This is a genomic window from Lysinibacillus sp. LZ02, assembly GCF_050613145.1.
Classification (GTDB): Bacteria; Bacillota; Bacilli; order Bacillales_A; family Planococcaceae; genus Lysinibacillus_B.
The window spans coordinates 2,911,174-2,934,734 of record NZ_CP192507.1; the positions used below are offsets into that span (position 1 = coordinate 2,911,174).

The window sequence follows — 23,561 nt, forward strand, 5'->3', positions numbered from 1 at the left end:
CCTCCAAAACTCAAATTATTTATGTTTACGGATAAACTCCTCAAATTGATTCATATTCCATGTATTTACGATTAACTCTTTTTTCAACCATGCTTTTTGCGCATATTTAACACCGATATCCATAAAGCGTAATTGATCGATGGCATGCGCATCTGTATTAATGGCAATTGGTACATTTTTCTCCATCGCCATTTGCAAATGCTCTACACATAAATCGAGACGGTACGGATTCGCATTCAACTCTAATATTTTACCATACGCTGCTGCCCACTCAATCAGCTGTGGCACATCTGGCTCGTAACCGCTACGCTGTCCAATAATCCGACCAGTTGGATGTGCAATCATATGCACATACGGATTTTTCACCGCACTAAATAGACGTTCCATAATTTTCTCTTGCGGTTGTGAGAAGTTAGAATGAATCGAGGCAATCACAAAATCCAGGTCACGCATAACTGCATCATCAAAATCTAGAGTTGTATCTGGTAAAATATCCATTTCTGTCCCACAGTATAAACGGAAATCTGGATGCGCCTCATTAAACGTGAAAATTTCCAGCTTTTGTTTCTCTAAACGCTCTGGTGTTAACCCATTTGCTACTTTTAAATATTGCGAATGATCTGTAATAACACCGTACTGATAACCGCGTGCAATTAATGCTTCCCCCATCTCATTAACAGAATGTGCACCATCTGACCATGTGGTATGCATATGCAAATCACTTATAATATCTTCAAGCTGGACAAGCCCAGCTAATTCCTTTAATCGCTCTAGCTCATTACCACTTTCACGTACCGTTGGCGGAATAAAAGGCAAATCAAAATGAGCGAAAAAGGCTTCTTCCGTTTCAAATGTTGCCATTGTACCATCTGGTTGTTCCACCCCGTACTCACTAATTTTCTTCCCTTGTGATTTCGCAAGTTGACGCATACGTACATTATGGTCTTTTGAGCCTGTGAAATGATGTAGTGCTGTCGCAAATTCATGTAATTTTACTAATCGAAAATCCACACTGACCGGTTCTTCACGGTCTAAAATGAGGGAAATTTTCGTATCACCTGCTGCTACTGTCTCTAATGTAACAAGACGTGATAAAATAGCTTCTCGCACAACTTCATGTGCTTCCGTTGCTACAATGAAGTCAATATCTTTACTCGTTTCTGCTACACGTCTAAAACTTCCTGCTACTGAAAACTTTTGCACTTCAGGCAGACTTGCAAGTAGCTCATTAATTTCAAATACGACAGGCTCTAATTGCCAAACTGGTAGACGTTCGGCACGCTTACCAAAGTTTTCGAGCTCTTTTAAAATCTTCTCTTCCGTTTTCGCACCAAATCCTGCTAACGCTTTTACTTGACCATTTTCACACGCTATCTTTAACGATTCAGCATCTACAATGCCTAGCTCTTGGTATAATTTCGCTAGCTTTTTTCCTCCAAGACCAGGTAATTTCATTAACGGGACCAGTCCTTTCGGAACCGCTTGCTCTAACTCTTCTAACACGCTTGATTTTTCATGTTCAATCAATTCATGAATCACCGCAGCTGTTCCTTTTCCAATGCCTTTAATCTTTGTAATATCATCTATTTCACTTAAAGAACGTTCGTCTGCCTCAAGTGCAGCGGCTGCTTTGCGAAATGCTGAAACCTTAAATGGATTTTCTCCTTGTAACTCTAAATATAATGCAATCTTTTCTAATGTACGGATAATGATTTTCTTATTCAATAAAGCCGCCTCCTCTAATCATTATAAAAAATACTTCTCTCAAAAGTGAGAGAAGTATTTTGCTCTTCCATTATTTTGAGTAAATATACCACCAATTTTGGAACAACGCTGAAATAATTGGGGTATGTTCTAATATCAAACCAGTGAAGATGGAGCTATCTAGTCGAGCTTGTAATCCCTCAAGCGGTAATAGTGCCAACACATATAATCCGATAAATAGTAAGAAATACAGTTCCATAAAGCCAAGTACGGCACCTAGCAATCGATTGATGGGGCCAAGAACTGGGAGATACTTCAAAAAGTCGAGCATCGACCCGAGTATTTGTAAAATGAGTTTTGTAATAAAGAAAATAATTGCAAATGCAATCACCCGATAAAATGTGCGATCAACATCCAATTGTTCAAGTCCAAGTATGGACGTTGCACTTTCTGCAAACCCTGGGTAAGGAATCCACAATAAAAACTGTTGTGCAAGCGACTTGTAATAAATCAGCGCCACAAGAATGGCGATAATAAATCCAAACATATGGATTGCTTGAACAACGAGCCCACGTCTCCAACCGATGATGACACCGGCTATTAAAATAAGTAGTATTAATAAATCTAGCATTTACTTCAATCCTTTAACTTTTTCAACTGCTCTTCAAGCGATTCTATTTGCTCTTTTAGCTGCAATAATTCATGCACAGTATTGACAGCTGTTAACACAGCCAGCTTTGTATTATCTAGCGTTGGGTTATGAACGCTAATTTCACGCATTTTATCATCTACGATCGAAGCAACTAATCGCATATGCCCCGTAGATTCTGTACCAATGATTTTATATGTCTGTCCGTATATATCAACCGAAATTTTATTTTTTTGTTGTTCAGCCAAAAGTGATCCCCCCACCAGCATAAGCAATAACAACCTAGGGTTAACGCCTCTTATAACTTCCCTTTAGGCCTCTCGCTCAGCGAGTACAAATTTAACCCTTCTTTATGTATAAAACGATAATACATATCATACCATTTTCACTTTATATCTAGCAACTCTATAGCCGAATAAACCTTATTATAACAACAAATAGCCTTATTTTCTGAAAAAATGAAGTTTCGTATAAAATAAAAATATTATGCATATTCATTATCCATGTTTATTTTAAAAGGTAGCAAATATTAATTTACAAGCCTTTACGCTAGCCACACGTCTCTTTCACTAATCAACCATTATTAAAATACACGCGTGTTGATTTCCGCTACGGCTGACTCGCTTTCCGCAGGCACGGCTTCAACTAATTTCTTTCGGCTAATGCCGAAAGAAATGGATTTTCAACTCGGGGCAACAGGATGTTGCTCACAAAGGCGTTGCCACAGGACGTGGCGACTTTAGCCTTTAATCTTTCTCCTGCAGGAGTCGAGTCGCCTTCGCTCCAATCAACGGGCAAGCGCCTTTTTATTAATCATTTCACTAAAAAAGCACGCTCATGATCTATTAGTATTTATATAATCAACACATCTGATTAAAATATAGTCTTTCTTTTACTCTAATCAAAATAAAGCACTCCCTTAAACGGAAGTGCTTCAGACTGTAGACAAACTCGAAAATTTCGAGTTTGCCTACAGTCTTTTTTCTTTTAAAATAAAATTAGTACTTATTACTAGAGGTGATAGATATGATGACGAAAAACCATAATCATGAACGTGATCAAATTGAAATGATAACTATTGATCAACTTGTGCCACAAGACCATCTTGTCAGAAAGCTTGAAGCGGCGATTGATTTTTCTTTTATCTATCCACTAGTAGAACCGCTGTATTCTAAATTAGGTCGACCTAGTGTCGACCCAGTTGTATTAATCAAGATGACTTTTGTTCAATATGTATTCGGGATTCGTTCAATGCGTCAAACAATAAAAGAAATTGAGACGAATATGGCGTATCGTTGGTTTTTAGGATTTGGATTCCATTCGGAAGTACCGCACTTTTCTACCTTCGGTAAAAATTATGAACGTCGTTTTCAAGATACTGATATCTTTGAACAGATTTTCTATCGCATACTCAAAGAAATTGCTGATAAAGGTTTACTAAGTGCTGACCATGTTTTCATCGATTCAACTCATGTCAAAGCGAGTGCGAATAAACGTAAATTCGAAAAGAAAATGGTACGCAAAGAGACTCGGGCATATGAAGCTAAACTTCAAGAAGAATTAAATCAAGATCGGATTGATCATGGGAAGAAACCATTCCCACCAGATAAATTTGAAAAAGAAGAGATGAAGGAAATTAAAGAAAGTACGACAGACCCTGAAAGTGGCTACTATGTAAAAGATGAACGGACTAAGCAGTTTGCTTACTCATTTCATGCAGCGGCGGATCGATATGGATTTATACTCGGATCGATTGTGACACCTGGTAATGTTCATGATAGTCATATACTTCAACCACTTGTTGAAAAGGTAATGGAAAAAGTAAAAAAGCCACTTGCTGTAGCTGCCGATGCTGCTTATAAAACACCTGCGATAACTAAATTTTTATTCGACCAAGATATTCAACCGGCACTTCCTTATACACGCCCAAAAACAAAGGACGGATTTTTACGCAAACACGAGTATGTATACGACGAGTACTATGACTGCTACCTTTGTCCGGAAGGGCAAGTCCTTAAATACTCGACTACGACCAAAGAAGGTAAACGCCAATATAAATCAAACCCAACTCAATGTGCAACCTGTCCTTTACTTGCTCAATGTACTAATAGTAAAGATCATCGAAAAATAATTGAACGTCATATTTGGGCACATCATGTAGAGGAAGCGGATCATCTTCGTCATCAAAACGATATCAAACAAATATATGCGCGACGGAAAGAAACGATTGAACGGGTCTTTGCAGATGCGAAAGAAAAGCATGGTATGCGATGGACAACCCTACGTGGGATTAAAAAATTGTCCATGCAAGCGATGCTTACTTTTGCTGCCATGAATTTAAAAAAGCTTGCCAATTGGACATGGCAAGCTCCAGAAATAGTCTAAATTAGAATACTCGAAGAGTACTTTTACTTAAAACAAGACTATAAAATACCCCGAAAAATATTAAAAATACAAAAGGCCTTCAGAATGAGACCATTCTGAAGGTCTTTTGTCGACACTCTGAAGCACTCCCTTAAACGGAAGTGCTTTTAGACGAATTATTTTTAAGCGTTTTATTTTCTTGAGGAATTAAAATCTACATGTTATTGTTCTGGAAATTAGATGTGTTAAATAAACCTGTTGCGGTTCATCATAGAGTTGCATAGTTAACTCTTTATGAATTTCTTCAATTTGAATCTCTTCTAGTAAAGACCCAAATCGAATAAATTGTTGATCAAATTTTGGTTGGCGCCCATTCGCTATATATCCCAATACTACAGCATAAGGATTTTCACACTCAAATTCCATATGCAAGGCACCATAAATCATTTGATGCTGTACAAAATCATATACATAGCACCCTTGTGCATCCAGGCCATCAATCAAGAAAGATTTTGAACATAAAATAACAGGAACCATATCCATTACTGTTCCTTCTTTATTTATATCCTGAATACTTTGTTGAATTATTTGTGCAAGCACATTTTTATGCAAAATTGGCTGCTGATAGGACAAAATGGAAGTTGACGTACGAATAGAACAGGGAATCGTTAAGTAAGTAGAACCCCTATAGACTTTCGTAAGTGTTTCTCTAATCAAATAATGTCATTCCCATAAACCGGCGCTCCTTTAGGTCCAGGTTGCCATGTATCATGAGCTTGCTCAGTAACTGGTGTATTCAGAGCTGCTACACCAATTGCTACAATTGCCACAATGACGATTAATACCTTTTTCATATGATTAACCTCCTTTGACCTAATTATATAGGACATATTCAGTTAACTTATAGAGGTTAAATAAAACGAAATTCCATAGCATTCACTGGTCATTTTTTTGAGAAAACTTAACCATTCTCAATATTTTATATAGATTTTTAACTAAAAAAGCTACCATTTTATTATTTTGATGATTGCAGAGCTTCTCTATATTGCTCACTCGCTTTTTTATAAAAGCGGAGCTCCATATAATAATCTCCTAATGTTTGCGCAATTTCTTTTACTAACTTGTCTAATGCATGCTCTTTTGCTAAAAGTAATGCCTTTTTCATTTCCTTTTCATACCCAATCTCATCTTGGCGCATTTTCAACATATTGGCACGCACAGTCATGAGTTGAATATAAATATAATTCATTTGAAAGCGTTCTGCTAACGCCATCGCTCGTTCACTATAAGCTTGAACTTGCACCCACTGTTTTTGTGTAAAATATAAATCAACCAAACTTTTTAAAACATATACTAACGGTGCGTGTTCTTCTAATGTATCGGCTAAAGCTATATATCTTCGCAAAGCTGCTTCTTCCTTGCCCATTGCTTCATCTAATCTCCCCCAATGATATTCCAACATAAACATAGTAGTATTTTGCTGCACTCCAGGGTATTGGTTTAAGTGGTCAAAAGCTAACTGCAAACTGTATTTAGCTTCTTCAAAATTTTCATTATATGTATACTGTATTGCCATTGAAATTAATACATCGATTACTTCACCATATTGCTCTTCTTGCTCAAATAATTCATATGCTTGCTTCGCATAAATTAAGCTAATATGCATATCATCAAAAATACGCTGCTTTGTTAAGCTTAAATTATAGAAAATTTTCGCTAGTTCTAAACGGCTTTTACTCCCATAATCCTTTGCCTTTGTATAATAATAATCGGCTGAATGGAATTGTTGCTGGCTATAAAAGTAATTGCCTAACAAATTATAAAATACAAACACATCATGCATATCCTCTGCTATTAGGCTTGTCTCCATCGGAATGATTTTCTCACATAGTTCATAAAGCCGCTGAGCATCGGACATTTGCATATTACTAATATAATATCTCATTAATAAATTAAACACTTTCACCTGCAAATCCATCGATAATATTTCATATAATGCTAGGTGTAATGTCGATATTTCTTTCTCTGTCAATCCTTCTTCTTGTTGTACTTTTTTCTCAAGTTGTTGAATTAGTGCGACGTAATATGCTGTTTTTTCTGTACCAAAGGCAGAAGACTCTACTTCAAGTTTCTTCGTAACCTTTTCGAGAAAGCTCACAGAAGGGGAAGTTTTACCATTCTCGACTTTACTTAAATATGCTGTCGAACAAATGCCGGCTGCTAATTCGGCTTGAGACAATCCTTTATAAATTCTTAACTGTCTCAGCTTATCGCCTATCTGCATATGAACCTTCACTCCTATATCTATATTATCCTTTATATTTTAACAGAAGGGGCTCGCGAAATTAACATCCTTCCCATGATTAGGTGACCAGCAATGAATTATATCACCATCTGCTTATTCCATTAGACATCTCCCCTGCCCACCTGTACACTTAACATAAAGTGAACAAAATGAGGGTGACGTAAATGACCAATATTGTATTACAACTTTCTAAAGAAGAGATAAACAAAGTACAAAGCTACTATGCTTCAAATCGTATAGAACGAAAGGCACCGGGCGTGGTATTTGCCGCAAAGTTAATAGATACGGCGATTACCGTTTATAAATCTGGCAAAGTTATGTTTCAAGGGGCCGGGGCTCTTCGTGAATCAGCGCGTTTTGGCATAGCAGATGCAGCAACTGTAAAAAAAGGAAATGGGGCGAAAGGAGATACACTGCCCGAAAACTTTTCAATGCTTTCGGTCATCGGTTCTGACGAAACAGGAACTGGTGACTATTTTGGACCTGTAACGGTAGCCGCAGTATATGTGCCAGCTGATCAGATTGCACTCGTTGAAGAGCTCGGTGTGAAGGATTCTAAACAATTAACAGATGATTACATGCGCAAAATCGCACCAGACTTAATGAAAGCCTGTGTTCATAGTATTCTCACACTACGCAATGATAAATATAACACCATTCAAGCAAAGGGCTACTCACAAGGAAAAATCAAAGCAATGATGCACAATCAAGCATTAAAAAATGTCCTCACTAAAATGGCACCAGAAAAACCAACATACATTCTAATTGACCAATTTGCAGAACGTAATACTTACTATAACTATCTTCAAAATGAAAAAGAATTAGTACGTGAAAATGTACTATTCTCTACAAAAGCTGAAAATCTACATGTAGCGGTTGCAACGGCTTCTATTCTCGCCCGCTATGCCTTTTTAAAAGAGATGGACCGTTTAGCTGAAATGATTGGCTTCCCATTACAAAAAGGAGCAAGTGGCAAAGTGGATGAAATGGCTGCGCGCATTTTAGCAAAGCACGGTGAAGCAACATTAAAATCCATAACAAAATGGCATTTCGCCAATACCGAAAAAGCAAAAACATTACTACGCAAAAAGCACAGAAACTAACCTGTGCTTTTTTATATGTCATATCCCGAATAATAATTATACAATTCAAAAAACTGAATTTCATCTATATTATCCTTTATAATACCAGAGGAAAAATGTTACATACAGCGTGGAGCATTTATTTATTAACGGAGGCTATTTTTATAAAAAATGAAAAAACTTTTACATTTAGGTTTACGAAAAAAATTACTGTTTGCGTTTGCTATGATTTTAGTCATCCCAACGCTTATAATCGGATTGCTATCTTACTATAGCGCTAAAACACAAATTGAAACACAACAAATGGCGAGTGCTAAAGCAAGCATGGAATTATTAAATGCTAATATTTCTTCAACACTTGAGCCAAAACTCAATGATACGCAGTACTTCGCACAGTTTTTCAAAAAAATATCCAGTGAGGAAGAATTACGAACAAAGCTCTCTGATTATTTAGCCATACATCCCGAAGCACTTATTACTTATGTCGGAACAGCTAACGGCAAAATGATTCGTGAGCCATATTACGAATATACAAGTACATACGATCCACGCAATCGCCCTTGGTATGAAGCCGCTATTGCAAGCAATGGACAGCCCATTATTACTGCTCCTTATATTTCAACAAGTTCAGGTGAATTGGTACTAACTGTTGCCCAACAATTACAAGACGGCTCTGGGGTTTTCGGTATCGACATTAGCATTGAAACATTAAAAACGATTGCGAACCAAGTGAAAATTGGTGAGCAAGGTTATGTCACACTATTAGATACACAAAAAAAATACATTGCACACCACGAAATGGACAGCGCAACGGAAGCAACTGAAAGCTATATCGAGAAAATTTATACGAATACGAATGGGCAGCTAGAGGCAACGGAAGGGCTTATTTACTATTTAACGAATGATATAACGGGGTGGAAGTTAGTAGGGACGATGCTTCCAGACGAGGTAAGTGCAGCCGCTGCCCCTATTTTAAAAATTAATTTTTCGATTTTAGCGGTTTCCTTTATGATTGGTGGCATCTTCATTTTATTCATTATTCGCTCGATTACAAAGCCAATTTTAGCGTTACGTGATACAGCTATAACCGTGAGTGAAGGTGATTTAACAAAACATATTGAAGTAACCACAAATGATGAGATTGGTCAGCTTGCGGAAGCGTTCAATACAATGAAGTATCGTTTACGTGATATTTTATACCAAGTAGAGGACAGCACTCATGCTGTACAGCAAGCAGCACACATATTGGATGCAAGTGCTACACAGGTGATTCATGCGACAGAGCAAACTTCCAATGCGATTTCAGAAGTTGCAGTGATTGCCGATGAACAAATGCTGCGTAATGAAGAAAACACACAATCATTGACTATCGTTGCCCAAAATGTGATGGCTATTGCGAAAAATACACACGATGTCTCAGCTCTTTCACAGCAGGCCATGACACAAGCGGAAATAGGTAGCACTTCTATTCACGGTGCCGTATCACAAATGGCTCAAATCGAGCACTCTGTTACGGAAACAGACCGTACTATACGTAGCCTCTACGACCGTACGAAGGAAATCAATTCAATTTTAGATGTCATCGAAGAAATTTCCAATCAAACAAACTTGCTGGCATTAAATGCTTCGATTGAAGCAGCACGTGCAGGTGAGCATGGAAAAGGCTTTGCTGTTGTCGCAGATGAAGTACGCAAACTGGCCGAGGATTCAAAAAGCTCGACAGAAAAAATTAGTCAGCTCATTAAATCAATTCAAGCAGGAACAGCCAATTCCGTTCAAATGATGCAAGAGACACTGAATGATGTGAATCAAGGAATTGTCATATCTAACGAAAGCGCAGAACGCTTTGATCAAATTTTAGTAAGTATGCAGCAAATCGCACCAACGATTAACCAAATATCCACAACGACACAAGAAATTGCAACGCGTGTCCAAGCGGTTACGTTATCTGCAGAGCAGCTAACAGAGAAAGCGCACACGAATGCACGCTCTACAGAAGAGGTGGCCGCATCATCTGAAGAAATATTTGCTTCAATGGAAGAAATGGCTGCATCCGCTGAATCATTATTAACAACAGCCAACCATCTTCAGCAGACGATTGCTCATTTTAAAATAAAATAAAATAAAATAAAGCAGTATTACTACTAATGATTCTTAGCCATTGAATAAACAAAAATGCGGTAAGCGATGAAAGTCATTTCATTGCTTACCACATCTTTTATTTTTTAGCGACGTGCACTTTTAAATTTTTTCCTTTGACCGTTGTATGTTTCATTGCCTCTAATACAAGCGATCCTTTACCATTTAAAATTTCAACAAAAGTGGATTGGTCCAAAATCGTGATAATGCCAATATCTTCCGCACTCATCCCAGGAATTTTTGAAATCGTTCCGACAAAATCGACAGCACGTAGTTTTTTCTTTTTGCCACCGTTAAAGTAGAGTTTCATAATTCCTTCGTTCACTAGTTCCTTTTTTGCCCGCTTTTTCTTCGGCGTCTGACTCATCTTTCGTTCAAATAACGGCTCCATTTTCACGACTAACTCACCATCTGGTCGTTCCGCTTTTGGTAAATCAAAGCCGACATATTCCTCAATTTGTGCTAAAAATTCATTTTCATATGGTGTGACAAATGTAATCGCCTTTCCTGTCAATCCCGCACGTCCTGTTCGACCTGCTCGATGCACATAGGCTTCTTTTTCTAATGGTACATCAAAGTTAATAACATGTGTAATATGGTCAATATCAATACCACGTGCCGCTACATCTGTGGCCACCAAGTAACGAAATGCACCTTCCTTAAAGTCATTCATTACAAGTAGACGTGTCGATTGATCCATCCCTCCATGTAACTTATCTACACTATAATCTAAATCATATAGCTCATCGTGTACTTCGTCGACTCGATCCTTTGTACGACAAAAAATGATACAACTATCCGGATTTTCTACAATCGTGACATCTTGTAGTAGCTGCCATTTCTCTTCCTCGGCTACCTCTATAACGCAATGCTCAATCGTCTGTGTCACAATTTCCTTTTGTACCTCAATATCAACAGGTGCAATTAAATGTCTAGCTGCTAACGCTTTGACTGCTTCTGGTAACGTAGCCGAAAACAACATCGTCACACGATTGGTCGGCAGATGTGCTAAAATGGCCTCCACTTGTTCGATAAAGCCCATATTGAGCATCTCATCTGCTTCATCAATAACGACGTAGCGAATTTTCTCTAGCTTGAGCGTTCCTTTTTCAATATGATCTAACACACGGCCTGGTGTCCCGACTGCTACATGTGTTTTTTGTTGCAATTCTGTTTTTTGAAAATGAAACGGTTGCTTGCCGTAAAGTGGCACCGCTTTAATACGCTTAAAGCGACCAATGCTTGTGAACTCCTCGGCTACCTGTACAGCAAGCTCGCGTGTCGGTGTTAAGACAAGCGCTTGTGGTTTATTTTCAAGCCATTCAATTTGTTCACAAATCGGAATAGCAAAGGCAGCCGTTTTCCCACTACCTGTTTGTGATTTTACGAGTAAATCAAGATTCGCCAATGCAACAGGTAATACTTTTTGCTGTACTTCTGTTGGCATTGTGTAATGAAGTTTATCTAGTGCACGCTCAATCGGCTCACTTAAATGAAACTGTTTAAAGTTTTGCATACTGTTCCTCCTACCGCTAGCTAGAACTCATTATACATGAAACATAAGAGGCAAGCGGTTTCATTATGACGTTTTTGTTAAATATTTAAATTCTCAGATTCAACCAAAGATAAACAACATATTTAAAAGAAAGGATGGTCTCGTAATGAGCAAAAATACATCCTAAAAATACCAGGTAAATAGTAAAAGATATTAAATGAAAGCGTAGTGGTAGCCTCCGCGCTTTGCCACAGCCTACACAGGAGCTAAAACAGGCGTGGCCTGTTTGGATCTCCTGTTATGGCTCCTGTGGCTATGGCGCGCTACGGCAAAAAGTGAATACTTCTCGATATTTTAGAAAAACAGTTCTCTTCTTTAAAAGAAGTCAATTTCTTTCTATTTGCAAGTATAGTTGCCTAGCATCTACCGTAATGAATGGGTATCTTTCTTTTTAGCAACTAATTATTGTATTGAACACTAGTTGCTTGTAGCGGAGGCACGAGACTCCTATGGGAAAAGCGAGACAATCAAGACGCCGCAGGAGCGAAGAATGAGCGACGAGGGGGCTTGATCTCGCCCGTGGAAAGCGAGTGCCGCAGCGGAAAGCAACGGTTACTCAAATGGTAATATATGTTTAAATATTTACTCATTATAAGGAGGTTGTTATTTATGGAACAAAAGTTGAAACAAGTAAATAGTATGAAAAAAGTAATTCCACACATGTTGCAAATCATTTTAAATGTAAGCTTAACGGTGTTAGCGATTATTTTAAGTATTATGCTGATCATGGAGCTTATAGAGTTTTTACAAATGGTTTTTTCTTCTGATAAACGCGACTATAAATATTTCCTGGCAAATATCCTCGTATTTTTCCTATACTTTGAGTTCATCACAATGATTGTGAAATATTTTAAAGAGGATTATCATTTCCCATTAAGGTATTTCATGTATATCGGCATTACAGCGATGGTTCGACTGATTATCGTTGAGCACGAGCATCCAACTGATACACTCCTATTCTCGCTCGTTATTTTAGTGTTAATTATCGGCTATTACATCATTAATATCACACCAAGAGAACGACCTGGGGTAAGAAAGGCAAAAGACGCAGCTTAATAGTAGGCAAACCTCTGTTATCTAGGGAGATTTGCTTTACTTTACATAAATTACACCCTTTTAGCATGAGTTGAATATGATAGATAACGTAAAATAAAAATTAAGGATGTATGTTAAATGAGTAAGCATATTGACTTCATTAATCCTGCAGACCCCAGCACTATCCCTAAATTTGTTGATTCGCTTCCAATTCTTCCAGTAGCAATAGCCAAAGCACATAAAGATTATCCACGAAAATCTTATTACGAAATGACCATGCTTAAAGCCAGACATCGATTCCATAAACAATTTCCGTTCTCTACTGTTTGGGGCTATAATGGGCTTGTTCCTGGTCCAACTATCGAAGCAAAAAAAGACCAATCTACTTTTGTGAAATATATGAATAAACTGCCTACAAAACATTTCTTACCTGTCGATACTACTCTTCATAGTGTATCAGATTCACCCGAAGTGAGGTCCGTTGTCCATCTTCATGGGGCACATGTTGATTGGGAAAGCGATGGTCACCCTGAAGCGTGGTACACACAAAATTATGAAGTGACTGGGCCGAAATTTAAACGAGAAGTTCATGAATATACGAACCACCAACCCGCTACCACTTTATGGTATCATGATCACACAATGGGCATGACTAGACTGAATGTTTATGCCGGGCTCGCTGGCTTTTACCTCCTTCGAGACTCACTTGAAGAAAGATTAAATCTACCAAGTGGCCAATATGAAATCCCTTTAATGGTTCAAGATAAATCATTTAACGAAGACGGCTCCTTATTCTATCCTGATGCGCCACCATTCCCTGTTACTGTCCACCCTTCTGTTACACCTGGGTTTGATGGGAATACAATTATTGTGAACGGAAAAGTATGGCCCTATTTGCGCGTCGAGCCTAGAAAATATCGATTCCGCATACTCAATAGCTCTAATGGGAGAGCGTATATTATAAGACTTGCTAATAATCAACCAATGATTCAAATTGGGACAGATGGTGGTTTTTTAACAGCTCCAAACGAAATTACTTCCGCTGAACTACACCCTTCCGAAAGAATTGATATTATTATTGATTTCTCCAATCTTGCAGGAGAACACATTACACTTATAAACGATGACCTTGATACGGATGAACATACAAGCATGATCATGCAATTCCGTGTCGATCTTCCTTTAAAAAGGGAAGATACGAGTGAAATTCCTGTAAAGTTAGCTGAAGATATGGGCATGCATGAATCTCACGCACATACTGTTAGAAATTTACCACTCTCCGCTTCAACCGACCAATACGGCAGACCTATGCTACTATTAAATAATCGGATGTATCATGATCCGGCTACTGAAAAGCCATCGTTAGATAGCATAGAGATTTGGAACATTATTAATACAACACCATTTCCACATCCAATCCATGTACACTTAGTACAATTTAAAATTCTTGAACGAAGACCTTTTGATGTCCAACGCTATCGAAATGAAGGGATATTAATGTTTACTGGTGAGCCTGAGGAACCAAGAGACTATGAAAGAGGTTGGAAAGATACGGTTAAAGTAGATCCAGGTACAGTAACAAAAATTATTATGCATTGGAAAGAACATACGGGGAACTATATTTGGCATTGCCATATTCTTGAACATGAGGACCACGATATGATGAGACCAATTCGAGTCATTCCCGATGCCCATCCAGTTCAACCACCACATATAGATGAGCATAAACAACATTAAAATGGCGTCCTGAATATTCAGGACGCTTAGAGTGTAGACAAAGTCGCAGTTTGACTTTGTCTACATTTATTTTTAGGTACAACTTAAAAACAGCAACATCTGCAGACTGGGCGCTTCGCTTATTTTACAATCGCACTAATGGCTTTAAATGCATCTCCCTTTGCTACGACTTGCATCTCAAAGAGGGCCATTTCAACACTCGTAATATTGGCACCAAGCTGTATCATTTTTTGGATACCGACTTCACGATTACCAGCTGTTCGTGATGATACACAATCCGCCAATACTTCTACATCATAGCCATTTGCCAATAAACGGGCAGCCGTTTGATAGACACAAATATGCGTCTCAATTCCTGCTAATAACACTTTCTTACGGCCTGTTGCTTCAAGCTTTTGTACAAACTCCTCGTTGTCATATGCACTAAATGTCATTTTTTCAATCGGTGTGCCATCTATTTCATTGGCAATTACTTCTACAGTTGGACCAAGCCCTTTCGGATATTGTTCAAGCCATAAAATTGGCAAGTCCAGTACCTTTGCCCCTTTTACAACGCGCACAATATTATCAATAACAGCATCACTTTCATCTACAATTTGTGCAAGTTTCCCCTGAATATCAATCAGTACAAGTACCGTTTCATCTTTCGTTAACATCTCTACTCCCCCTTTACACGATTACTTTCATTATAATAGGGGCTTATTGTATTTCCAATGTTTTCTTTACTTTACAGAAGTAACAGCTTATTATAGATTTCCAATTAAACTGCTTTTAAAATGACTTCATATTCTTCAGAAGTTCTTACCTCTACCCTCAGAAATCCATTCCCGTACACGGTTTTTATTAAAAAAGGGACACCGCTTGTATTTTGAAACGTAAAATCTAATACACCGTATGCAACTGTCGCATCTCTGCCTTTAGGTACATAGCCAATATCTAATGAATGATGATGCCTTTCCACAATCGTCACTGGGATTTGGTCTACTGCATTAAATAATGTGGAAGATGTTTGGCAAATACCTCCACCAATCCCCATAACAATTTCCCCTTTAATAATTTCAGGGGCTGGTTGATAGCCTCTTTCCTTTGTTCTAGGTCCAACCATCGTATTAAAGAAGAAATAGTCTCCACCGCCAACAATGACATTGTGAATCGCTTCAGCTGATAGTTCAATATTTTTATTTCTTCCACTTTGACCCGGTTTAAAGTAGGTTGTATAAGAAGCAACGAGTGTATCATTTAATTGATACGCATCTTCAACTAAGTAGCTACTCTCCGTCACTAAAAGAGGCAAATAAATATCTCCACCAATTGACGAGATTTCCATTATTCTCTCTATTAACTCACTTTCCCTCAACACAATCTTTGGCTGTCCTTTAATAATTTGCCCATTGTCATCAAATTTATCTAACACCATTTTTTGATCATACCCAACCATCGTCTCTGTTCCCCTTGCTAGCTCCATCACCAGCTGTTCCACTTTTTTTATATATTCTGCGATGTCCATTTCATAACCTAATTGAAGTGGTGATAATGTTTGTATCACTTTCAATGTGTTAGGATCAATAAGATTAATCGTCGGCTGCTTTAGCGGCTTTGTTTCTTCCCCTTGCTCATTCGTATAGGTCACTTGTTGTTGTAAGCCTTCCACCTGATTTTCAATTGCCATCACTTGCTGTTCCAAATTATCCTCTACCGTTGGATTTTCACGGCACCCCATTAGCCCAACCACAAAAACAAACAATAAAATAACCATTTTTTTCATATCATTTACCTCTAGCCTTATAGATTTTCTATTATGAACAATTAATACATGGTATTTGATAGTTGTGTGTGTTAACTATTATTTTGTGAATTCAAAAAATTATCATGCGAAAATGAATAAAAAAACATCAGCTTGCTTCAAAATAAAGCAAGCTGATGTCCCATCTTTACAAATATCCATACTTTTTATGCAGTCTGTATAGTGCATTTGCTACTGATGCACATAAAATAACGAGACTCCCATCAAGAGCACATTTACACTTTGAACAAAAGATTAATTCACTTTAAATAAACGTACTTCTTCTAGTAAATCTTCAACGATGGATTCAAGTGCTTCTGCTGTTGCTGAAATTTCCTCTATCGAGCATAATTGTTCCTCTGCTGCTACCGATACTGTTTCAAGCTGTGATTTGGATTCAGTTGAAATACGTTCAACTACTTGCATATCTGAAACAACTTGCTCACTGTTCACAGCAATTTTTTGTGCACGTATTTGAACTGCTTCAAGCTGATCGGTAATTTCCTCGATAAACAATTTCACTTCTAAAAAGTTTGTCTCTGTTTGTGCAAACATTTCTAAACCTTTTTTAACCTCATTTAAGCTCGTATTCATCGACTCAACTGATTTTGAAGATTCACGTTGAATGGATGTAATAATTTCTTTTACTTGAATAGATGAGTTGTTTGTTTGCTCAGCTAATTTCCGCACTTCATCTGCTACAACTGCAAAGCCCTTCCCTGCTTCACCAGCACGGGCAGCTTCAATCGCCGCATTTAATGCTAATAAATTCGTTTGATCTGAAATCGATGTAATTACATTGACAATCTCGTTAATTTCATTTGCATAGTTATTAACTGTCTCAATATCACTAGATAGCGCATTAAATGTTCCTTCAATAGTAGCCATTTGGTTTTGAGTGGAAATGACAATATCATGACCAATATCCACTGTTTTTTCAGCTTGCTGTGCCTTTAATGTCACCTGTGTTGTATTTTCAGAAATCTCATGAATATCATCCGATACATTTTTTAGCGACTCAAAGCTTTGGCTTAGCTTCATTGTTTGATTTTCCAAACCTTCCTGTACATCGTTCATCGCTGCTGAAATTTTTTCTGTTGCACGACTACTTTCCATTAAAGTTGCTGTTAACTCTTCAGAAGATGATGAAATAACAGCTGATTTATTATGAATATGTGAAATAATCGAAGATAGCATGTCGCCCATTTTTTGGAATGATTTACTCAGTATACCGATTTCATCACGCTTATTGATCGATAACTTTGTTCTCAAATCACCGGAACTCATTACAGCTGCTGCCTCTGTCATTTCTTTTAATGGCTTTGTAATCGAACGAATAATAGCTATGATGAAAACACCTAGAATCGCAAGCGCTACTACAACCACAAGTGCTGTTGTTTTTAAAATTGGACTAGTCGCTTCTATAATTTCACGCTTAAACATCGTTCCGCCAATTTTCCAACCTGTTAATGCATTCGTATGTACAAACATTTGTTTATCAGTGCCTTCAAACTCATAATCAAATGTATCGTCATTCGTTGTCACCGTTTTTTCCGCCCAAGGTTCTTCAGAAACATCTGTACCGCCCTCAATCGTTGGGTGTGCAATCATGACCTTCCCTTCTGTCATTAAGAACGGATAACCAGTCTCACCAACTTTAATTGCACTAATGAGTGTATATAATTCATCCATTCCTAAATTCGCTGCAAATACACCGCTTCCATCTGCTAACTGCTTCGAAACCGTTACAACCCACTGCCCTGTAGAAGCAGATTGGTGTGGGTCTGACACAATCACTTGGCCAGGATTCGCCTCTGCATTTTGATACCAGGCACGCGTACGCGGATCAAAATCTGGATTATTCATTAAGCCTAGGTCTGGATGTTGAATCATATCTCCATCCACTGTTCCAATAAAAGATGAAACAATACCCTCACTTGTTTCAAAATATTGAGCTAAATCGGTTAAAATCGGTGTCCAATCCTCTGCTTGCCAAGCTCCCTGATTCATGCGTCCAGCAAAATAATCGACATCATTAACAATCGGTTCAACATGTTTATAAATAAAAGCATCTACTGTTGATACACTTTGAAATGCACTCACTTGAATTTGACTTTCCATTTCTGATTTTGCTGAATTATACGATGTCAATGCAATTAATAAAGTAGGAATTAATAAAGCAATTAACAATGCAAAACCGAGCTTCATATTAATTGATGTTTTTCTACGCTTTTTCTTCGATTGATCCATAAGCAACGTTTAACCAGGTGTTTAGTATCCTAATTAAACATTTCACCTCGCTCTACTTTGAAATAAAGAAATTACCAATAATCCTTTCTATTTCTTTAACAATAATTGCTTGTAACGGAAACACGAAACTTCTACAGGAAAAGCGGAAAGCAACGATTATCGAAATAGTAATATCCGTTTGCGAATCCACTCGCTATATGTTAAATATTTTAATATAATTATAATATTTTTTCCTTATATTTACAATACTTGTTCTACATTAAACTAGTACATTGTGCATTCATTCGGAGCCATGTATAGTGGTACAAGTAAGGAGGAATTTGTATGTTGCGTTTAAGCTGGCTCATTAGTATAGGCATTTCATTGCTCGGTGTAATCGTTATTGAGCATTTTTTCACGTTAAAGGCAGATGATATTAGTACAACTAGTGGTAATTTAGGGGCTGTCGGTATTACACTCGTTATACCATTTATTGTACTTAGTTTGTTGACAACATTTCGATATTTCACAGAACTTTCCCGTCACGCACATGATCGGATTTTAAGAAATTGCTTTATTATTGGTGGGATTGCACTCTTGATTGCTTTCATCTATTTCGCTATTGATTATAAAAATGATATTTATACCTCACTTGGTGGGACAGAAAAAGAAAGTCATTCTTCTATTTATGGGTTCCCAAAACTGAATGAATATACGAATAAAATCTATCTTAATTTTTATACATTTGCTGCTATTCATACATTAACGGCTATCATAGGCGGGCTATATGGCATATTCAAACGAATAAAACAAGTTGAAAATAGCGAGCATTAATATTCGTTTTACATAATAAAAAGGCGAGCATATTGCCCGCCTTTTACACATGTACTGTTTTTGAACTGTTTCTCGCGAAAACCACCGTCATCAACACAATTGCTGAAAATGAAATGAGCAATACACCTGTGACGATAAAATTCCCCGTAATTGTAAATGGTAATACACCTAACCCTAATGATCCTACTACGACTCCGAGTGAAAAGAAGGCATAGAAATAACCGTATGCTTTCCCGCGCATCTCAGGTGCTGTTGCATGTACGAGCAATGTATTAATCGCTGGGAATAAAAACGCAAAGCCACAACCGTATAAAGCAAGTCCACCGTAAAGTGTGCCTTGCGTTGATAATTGACTAATTAAAATTTGGCTTCCTCCCATACATAAAAGCCCAAACACTAAACTATACACAGGGGGGATTTTATCAAATAAGCGATTCGTTGGTAACACAAAAATAAGCACCGCCACGATACCAAACATGCTCATCAGTGTCCCACTTAAGCGAGAGCTATAGCCTAAACTCTCTACGTGTAATGGCAATAAATACGCAAGTGCCCCTTGTGAGAACATCAGGAGAAATGCACCTGCATATGCCTGTACAACGCCTTTATTAAAATGGAAGGGCTCTTTTGTTTTTTTCTCCTTCTTTGTAGATGTCGACATTTTTAAGAACATAAACGTTAACACCGCTAAAACAACACCGGCAATCGCTACTGTTGTAAACACAAATGGTACCGAAGTTCGGCTCGCCATAATGCCACTGTATGCCGGCCCAATAATCGCTGCAATGCCAACAAATGAACCTGTAATGGCGCTTTGGCTGCCTTGATTTTCTTCCTTTGTCATATTCGCTAGTAATGTAAAAGCTGCTGGTACAATTAACCCCCCTAAAAATCCATGAATAACACGTACTAAAATAAGTGTTGTCGAATTATCGACTAGATTATATAGGGCTAATGAAAAACTTGTTGTTAGTAAACCAATCACTAGCAGACGAAAAGCACCGTACCGATCTGTAAATATCCCAGACAAAATATTACCAAATGTATTTGTTAGTGAATACATACCGACTACAAAGCCTGCTACCATTGCACTGGCGCCGACTGATGTTGCAAATGTACTCATGACCGGTAGCTGTGTGAATAAATCAATAAACGTAAAGAACACAATGAGATACACAAGCCATGACTTACGAAACGGCTTTAGCGTATATAGGTTTTGTCGTTTTTTTACGTAAAAATCAAATAGAAAATTCCCTGTTGGAATAAACGCTACAACGAACGCCAAGAGGGACCATCCTATATTCCATTGAACGCGTAATTGCGTATAAGCAATCGCTACAACATATGCTATAAAAATTCCACCATGTAATGCCCCTGTAATTGTCACAGCGAGTGGGAAATCTGCGAAATATTTTAATGGCATCGCAATACATAGTAAAACTAACAGCGAGATTCCATCTAAAATTCCTGTTATACGTAATAGTTTAATTGGATGAAATGCCAAAACGATGCCTCCCTTCATAAAAACTCACAGTTCAATTGTATAAGAGGGAAAACGTCCTCGTCTATAAATAGAACAAGAAAAAGCGACAATTGTGTCGCTTTTTCGTCATTTATTTCATTTTTTTTAGATTTTGAACTGTTTTATCAATTGATTCGCTTTCACAGATGGTAGAAATAACCGCTACACCATCTGCTCCTGCCTGAAGTGGCTCCCAAGCATTTTGTTCCGTAATCCCACCGATGGCAACTGTCCATAAATGTGGATACGCTTCTGTAACTTGTCGTAAAAAATGTGTTCCCGCAGGTGTTTTAGCATCGTCTTTTGATTTTGTCGCAAAGATAGGTCCAATGCCGACATATGTTGCACCGTTCGCTAGTGCTACTTCTAATTCTTCCATCGTATGCACAGATACACCGAAAATCATATCGCCTATCCGTTCTTTCACTGTCATTATTGCTTCATCTTCCTGACCTATGTGTACACCATCTGCCTGTAGTTTCAATGCTAGTTCTACATCGTCATTCACGATAAATGGTACATTGTATTGTTGGCAAAGCGCTTGACAATCTTTAGCAAATTGTTCGTATGCCTCACCAGTCAATGCCCCGTCACCCTTTTCGCGAAACTGAAACATCGTCACACCTGCTTGCAATGCTTCTTCTAATATGCGTAAAGGCTGTCTATGTTTGACATTTTGTGTCCCCATAATAAAGTACACGCTTAGTTGTTCACGCTTCAACGACAATCACCTCGACTTGCCCCTGTTGCTGTTTATACGCAAAATGATTCGTTGGTCCATGTCCGTGACCAATATTCAGTGGATTTTGAATCGCCAGCTGAACAAATTTCTTTGCTTCTATAATAGCTGTTTTCATGTCATTTCCCTGTCCTAAAAAAGCTGTTAATGCCGCTGAAAATGTACAGCCTGTCCCATGTGTCTGATTCGTTTGAATACGCTCACTTTGTATGGCAAATGATGACCCATCTGCAAAATAAATCGTATCAACCGCAGTGTCACCCGTTAAATGACCACCTTTCATGACAACACATTGCACTCCGTAGCCGAATATGACTTGTGCCGCTTTTTCGATATCCTCAGACGTTGTAATCGTCACACCACTTAACACTTCAGCTTCTGGAATATTCGGTGTCACCACTGTTGCAAGTGGCAATAACTTCGTTTTCATTGCTTCAATGGCCGCTTGCTGTAAAAGTGTTGCACCACCTTTAGCAATCATTACCGGATCAATCACAAGCTGCACATCCTTTTCACTCAGTATGTCAGCAACGGACGTAATAATTTCAGCTGAAAATAACATACCCGTTTTAATCGCTTTCACTGGCATATCACGAAAAACCGCAAGTATTTGTTGTACTACGAAATCCGGCTCTACAGGTGAAATACCTTCTACACCTAGCGTATTTTGCGCCGTAAGTGCAGTAATAGCTGTTGTTCCAAAAACGCCTAATTCCTGAAAGGTTTTTAAATCTGCCTGAATACCTGCCCCGCCACCTGAATCTGAGCCGGCAATGGTCATGACAATATTCATGATTTCGCCTCCATTGATAATTGTTCTAGTGCATTCAATATTTCGACTTGCACTGTACCAATCCCGTATTGGCAAACTTGTTCAGCTACTTGTTGGTAATCAGCTGCTAACGCCTGTAACTGCTGTAAGCGATTCCCCTCCAATGAACAAGCTGCTGCTGCTGCTGTTAATGCACTAAGTAAACACCCTGTCGCTGTAACATTTGTAATTTTTTTATGGCCACCTGTCACTTCGACTACATGAACTCCATCCGTCAAAACATCTGTATAGCCTGTCACAAAAACAATCGTATTGTACGCTTTTGCCATTAAACGAGCAACTTCGATAACATCCATTTCTCCTTCGCCGCTATCAACACCTCTTGTTTCCCAGTGCACGCCAGCAAGTGCCGCTAGTTCACCTACATTACAGCGAATACAAGCAACTTTTACGTCTTCTAAAATCTTTTCTACTGCACGCTGGCGATACTCTGATGCGCCAACACCCACTGGATCTAATACAACAGGAATTCCCTTATCATTTGCAGCCTTACCCGCTGCTAACATCGCTTGAAACGAAGCATCATGTACTGTCCCAATATTAAGGAGTAGTGCATTAGAGATTCCAACTAATTGCTCTGCATCTTGCAACGCCTCAGACATAAGCGGCGAAGCTCCTACTGCTAATAAACCATTCGCCGTAAAATTAGCTGCTACTGTATTTGTCATACATAATACAAGTGGCTGTTTAACACGAATCTGTTGTAAACTCATATTGTTTTATCTCACTTTCACATTAGTTTTTTATCAAACTGAAATTTATCAATACTTTGCTATAGCTATGGACATACTGCCTATACTTTCCACTAAATACATGAGAGCGGGAAGAATAAAAAAGCGATATCAGGACAGAGCCTGACATCGCTTGGAAGTCGTTTTCTATCCACATTCCTACGCAAGTACTAACTTACAGGTTCAAAGAGTTAGTGCAGTTGTGTGCACAATCTCAGCCGACTACCTCGGCCCCTCCTGTGGGTACTATTCATTTGTCTTTATGATAATATATTCATTTCAGAATAACAACCTCATTTGAGTAATGTTTCCCTATCAGCG

Annotated in this window: 20 protein-coding genes and 1 riboswitch; of the genes, 6 read left to right on the plus strand and 14 right to left on the minus strand. The window is 38.1% G+C overall.

Going from position 1 to position 23,561, the window contains the following annotated elements; translation table 11 throughout:
• Positions 1-15: 15 nt before the first annotated feature.
• From polX to zapA, 3 genes are all read right to left on the minus strand, one after another.
• On the minus strand, positions 16-1,725 hold the full coding sequence (gene polX / locus ACQQ2I_RS14205; protein WP_431027448.1) for a DNA polymerase/3'-5' exonuclease PolX: 1,710 nt from the start codon (positions 1,723-1,725) through the stop codon (positions 16-18).
• Between the two features lie 70 nt (positions 1,726-1,795).
• Positions 1,796-2,335 carry a CvpA family protein gene (locus ACQQ2I_RS14210; RefSeq protein ID WP_431027449.1) on the minus strand — a complete coding sequence of 180 codons (540 nt, stop codon included), beginning with the start codon at positions 2,333-2,335 and terminating at the stop codon, positions 1,796-1,798.
• Positions 2,336-2,340: 5 nt separating this feature from the next.
• Positions 2,341-2,601: a cell division protein ZapA gene (gene zapA / locus ACQQ2I_RS14215; RefSeq protein ID WP_431027450.1), complete on the minus strand. Its 261-nt coding sequence runs from the start codon at positions 2,599-2,601 to the stop codon at positions 2,341-2,343.
• Positions 2,602-3,379: 778 nt separating this feature from the next.
• Here zapA and ACQQ2I_RS14220 point away from each other — a divergent pair.
• Entirely contained in the window at positions 3,380-4,738 is a 1,359-nt protein-coding gene (locus ACQQ2I_RS14220) for an IS1182 family transposase (protein WP_431027451.1), read from the plus strand.
• A gap of 186 nt (positions 4,739-4,924) precedes the next feature.
• Here ACQQ2I_RS14220 and ACQQ2I_RS14225 read toward each other — a convergent pair whose 3' ends face one another.
• The 3 genes from ACQQ2I_RS14225 to ACQQ2I_RS14235 all read right to left on the minus strand — a co-directional run bounded on the left by ACQQ2I_RS14225 (position 4,925) and on the right by ACQQ2I_RS14235 (position 7,001).
• On the minus strand, positions 4,925-5,434 hold the full coding sequence (locus ACQQ2I_RS14225; protein ID WP_431027452.1) for a hypothetical protein: 510 nt from the start codon (positions 5,432-5,434) through the stop codon (positions 4,925-4,927).
• On the minus strand, positions 5,431-5,571 hold the full coding sequence (locus ACQQ2I_RS14230; protein WP_431027453.1) for a hypothetical protein: 141 nt from the start codon (positions 5,569-5,571) through the stop codon (positions 5,431-5,433). The genes ACQQ2I_RS14225 and ACQQ2I_RS14230 overlap by 4 nt, the downstream gene beginning before the upstream one ends.
• Positions 5,572-5,732: 161 nt before the next feature.
• Positions 5,733-7,001 (minus strand): helix-turn-helix domain-containing protein, encoded by a 1,269-nt coding sequence (locus ACQQ2I_RS14235; RefSeq protein WP_431027454.1) that lies wholly within the window; start codon positions 6,999-7,001, stop codon positions 5,733-5,735.
• A 185-nt stretch (positions 7,002-7,186) separates the two neighbouring features.
• Here ACQQ2I_RS14235 and rnhC point away from each other — a divergent pair, with 185 nt between their 5' ends.
• Together rnhC and ACQQ2I_RS14245 are read left to right on the plus strand one after the other, a co-directional pair.
• Entirely contained in the window at positions 7,187-8,125 is a 939-nt protein-coding gene (gene rnhC, locus ACQQ2I_RS14240; RefSeq protein ID WP_431027455.1) for a ribonuclease HIII, read from the plus strand.
• A gap of 150 nt (positions 8,126-8,275) precedes the next feature.
• Positions 8,276-10,225 (plus strand): methyl-accepting chemotaxis protein, encoded by a 1,950-nt coding sequence (locus ACQQ2I_RS14245; RefSeq protein ID WP_431027456.1) that lies wholly within the window; start codon positions 8,276-8,278, stop codon positions 10,223-10,225.
• Between the two features lie 97 nt (positions 10,226-10,322).
• Here ACQQ2I_RS14245 and ACQQ2I_RS14250 read toward each other — a convergent pair whose 3' ends face one another.
• Positions 10,323-11,759, minus strand: coding sequence for a DEAD/DEAH box helicase (locus ACQQ2I_RS14250; RefSeq protein ID WP_431027457.1), 1,437 nt, complete (start codon positions 11,757-11,759; stop codon positions 10,323-10,325).
• A gap of 648 nt (positions 11,760-12,407) precedes the next feature.
• On the opposite strand from ACQQ2I_RS14250, the gene psiE reads away from it, so the two are divergent.
• On the plus strand, positions 12,408-12,854 hold the full coding sequence (gene psiE, locus ACQQ2I_RS14255; RefSeq protein WP_431027458.1) for a phosphate-starvation-inducible protein PsiE: 447 nt from the start codon (positions 12,408-12,410) through the stop codon (positions 12,852-12,854).
• 117 nt (positions 12,855-12,971) lie between these two features.
• Entirely contained in the window at positions 12,972-14,570 is a 1,599-nt protein-coding gene (locus tag ACQQ2I_RS14260) for a multicopper oxidase family protein (RefSeq protein WP_431027459.1), read from the plus strand.
• A gap of 119 nt (positions 14,571-14,689) precedes the next feature.
• Here the strand turns inward: ACQQ2I_RS14260 and ACQQ2I_RS14265 are convergent, their stop codons facing one another.
• From ACQQ2I_RS14265 to ACQQ2I_RS14275, 3 genes are all read right to left on the minus strand, one after another.
• The gene (locus tag ACQQ2I_RS14265; RefSeq protein ID WP_431027460.1) at positions 14,690-15,226 is read right to left on the minus strand and encodes a hydrolase; all 537 of its coding nucleotides are present in this window, start codon (positions 15,224-15,226) and stop codon (positions 14,690-14,692) included.
• Between the two features lie 104 nt (positions 15,227-15,330).
• Positions 15,331-16,335 carry a VanW family protein gene (locus ACQQ2I_RS14270; RefSeq protein WP_431027461.1) on the minus strand — a complete coding sequence of 335 codons (1,005 nt, stop codon included), beginning with the start codon at positions 16,333-16,335 and terminating at the stop codon, positions 15,331-15,333.
• A 273-nt stretch (positions 16,336-16,608) separates the two neighbouring features.
• Positions 16,609-18,603: a methyl-accepting chemotaxis protein gene (locus tag ACQQ2I_RS14275; RefSeq protein ID WP_431027462.1), complete on the minus strand. Its 1,995-nt coding sequence runs from the start codon at positions 18,601-18,603 to the stop codon at positions 16,609-16,611.
• A 324-nt stretch (positions 18,604-18,927) separates the two neighbouring features.
• Between ACQQ2I_RS14275 and ACQQ2I_RS14280 the strand changes: the two genes are divergently transcribed.
• Positions 18,928-19,416, plus strand: a complete 489-nt coding sequence (locus ACQQ2I_RS14280; RefSeq protein WP_431027463.1) for a nucleoside-diphosphate sugar epimerase — start codon at positions 18,928-18,930, stop codon at positions 19,414-19,416.
• A 43-nt stretch (positions 19,417-19,459) separates the two neighbouring features.
• Here ACQQ2I_RS14280 and ACQQ2I_RS14285 read toward each other — a convergent pair whose 3' ends face one another.
• From ACQQ2I_RS14285 to thiM, 4 genes are all read right to left on the minus strand, one after another.
• Positions 19,460-20,920, minus strand: a complete 1,461-nt coding sequence (locus tag ACQQ2I_RS14285; protein ID WP_431027464.1) for an MFS transporter — start codon at positions 20,918-20,920, stop codon at positions 19,460-19,462.
• A 109-nt stretch (positions 20,921-21,029) separates the two neighbouring features.
• Positions 21,030-21,659, minus strand: coding sequence for a thiamine phosphate synthase (gene thiE / locus ACQQ2I_RS14290; protein WP_431027465.1), 630 nt, complete (start codon positions 21,657-21,659; stop codon positions 21,030-21,032).
• The gene (gene thiD / locus ACQQ2I_RS14295) at positions 21,649-22,470 is read right to left on the minus strand and encodes a bifunctional hydroxymethylpyrimidine kinase/phosphomethylpyrimidine kinase (RefSeq protein ID WP_431027466.1); all 822 of its coding nucleotides are present in this window, start codon (positions 22,468-22,470) and stop codon (positions 21,649-21,651) included. Before thiD ends, thiE begins: the two co-directional genes overlap by 11 nt.
• Positions 22,467-23,222, minus strand: coding sequence for a hydroxyethylthiazole kinase (thiM, locus tag ACQQ2I_RS14300; RefSeq protein ID WP_431027467.1), 756 nt, complete (start codon positions 23,220-23,222; stop codon positions 22,467-22,469). Before thiM ends, thiD begins: the two co-directional genes overlap by 4 nt.
• Before the next feature lie 157 nt (positions 23,223-23,379).
• A riboswitch (TPP riboswitch) is annotated at positions 23,380-23,488 on the minus strand.
• Positions 23,489-23,561 lie beyond the last annotated feature (73 nt).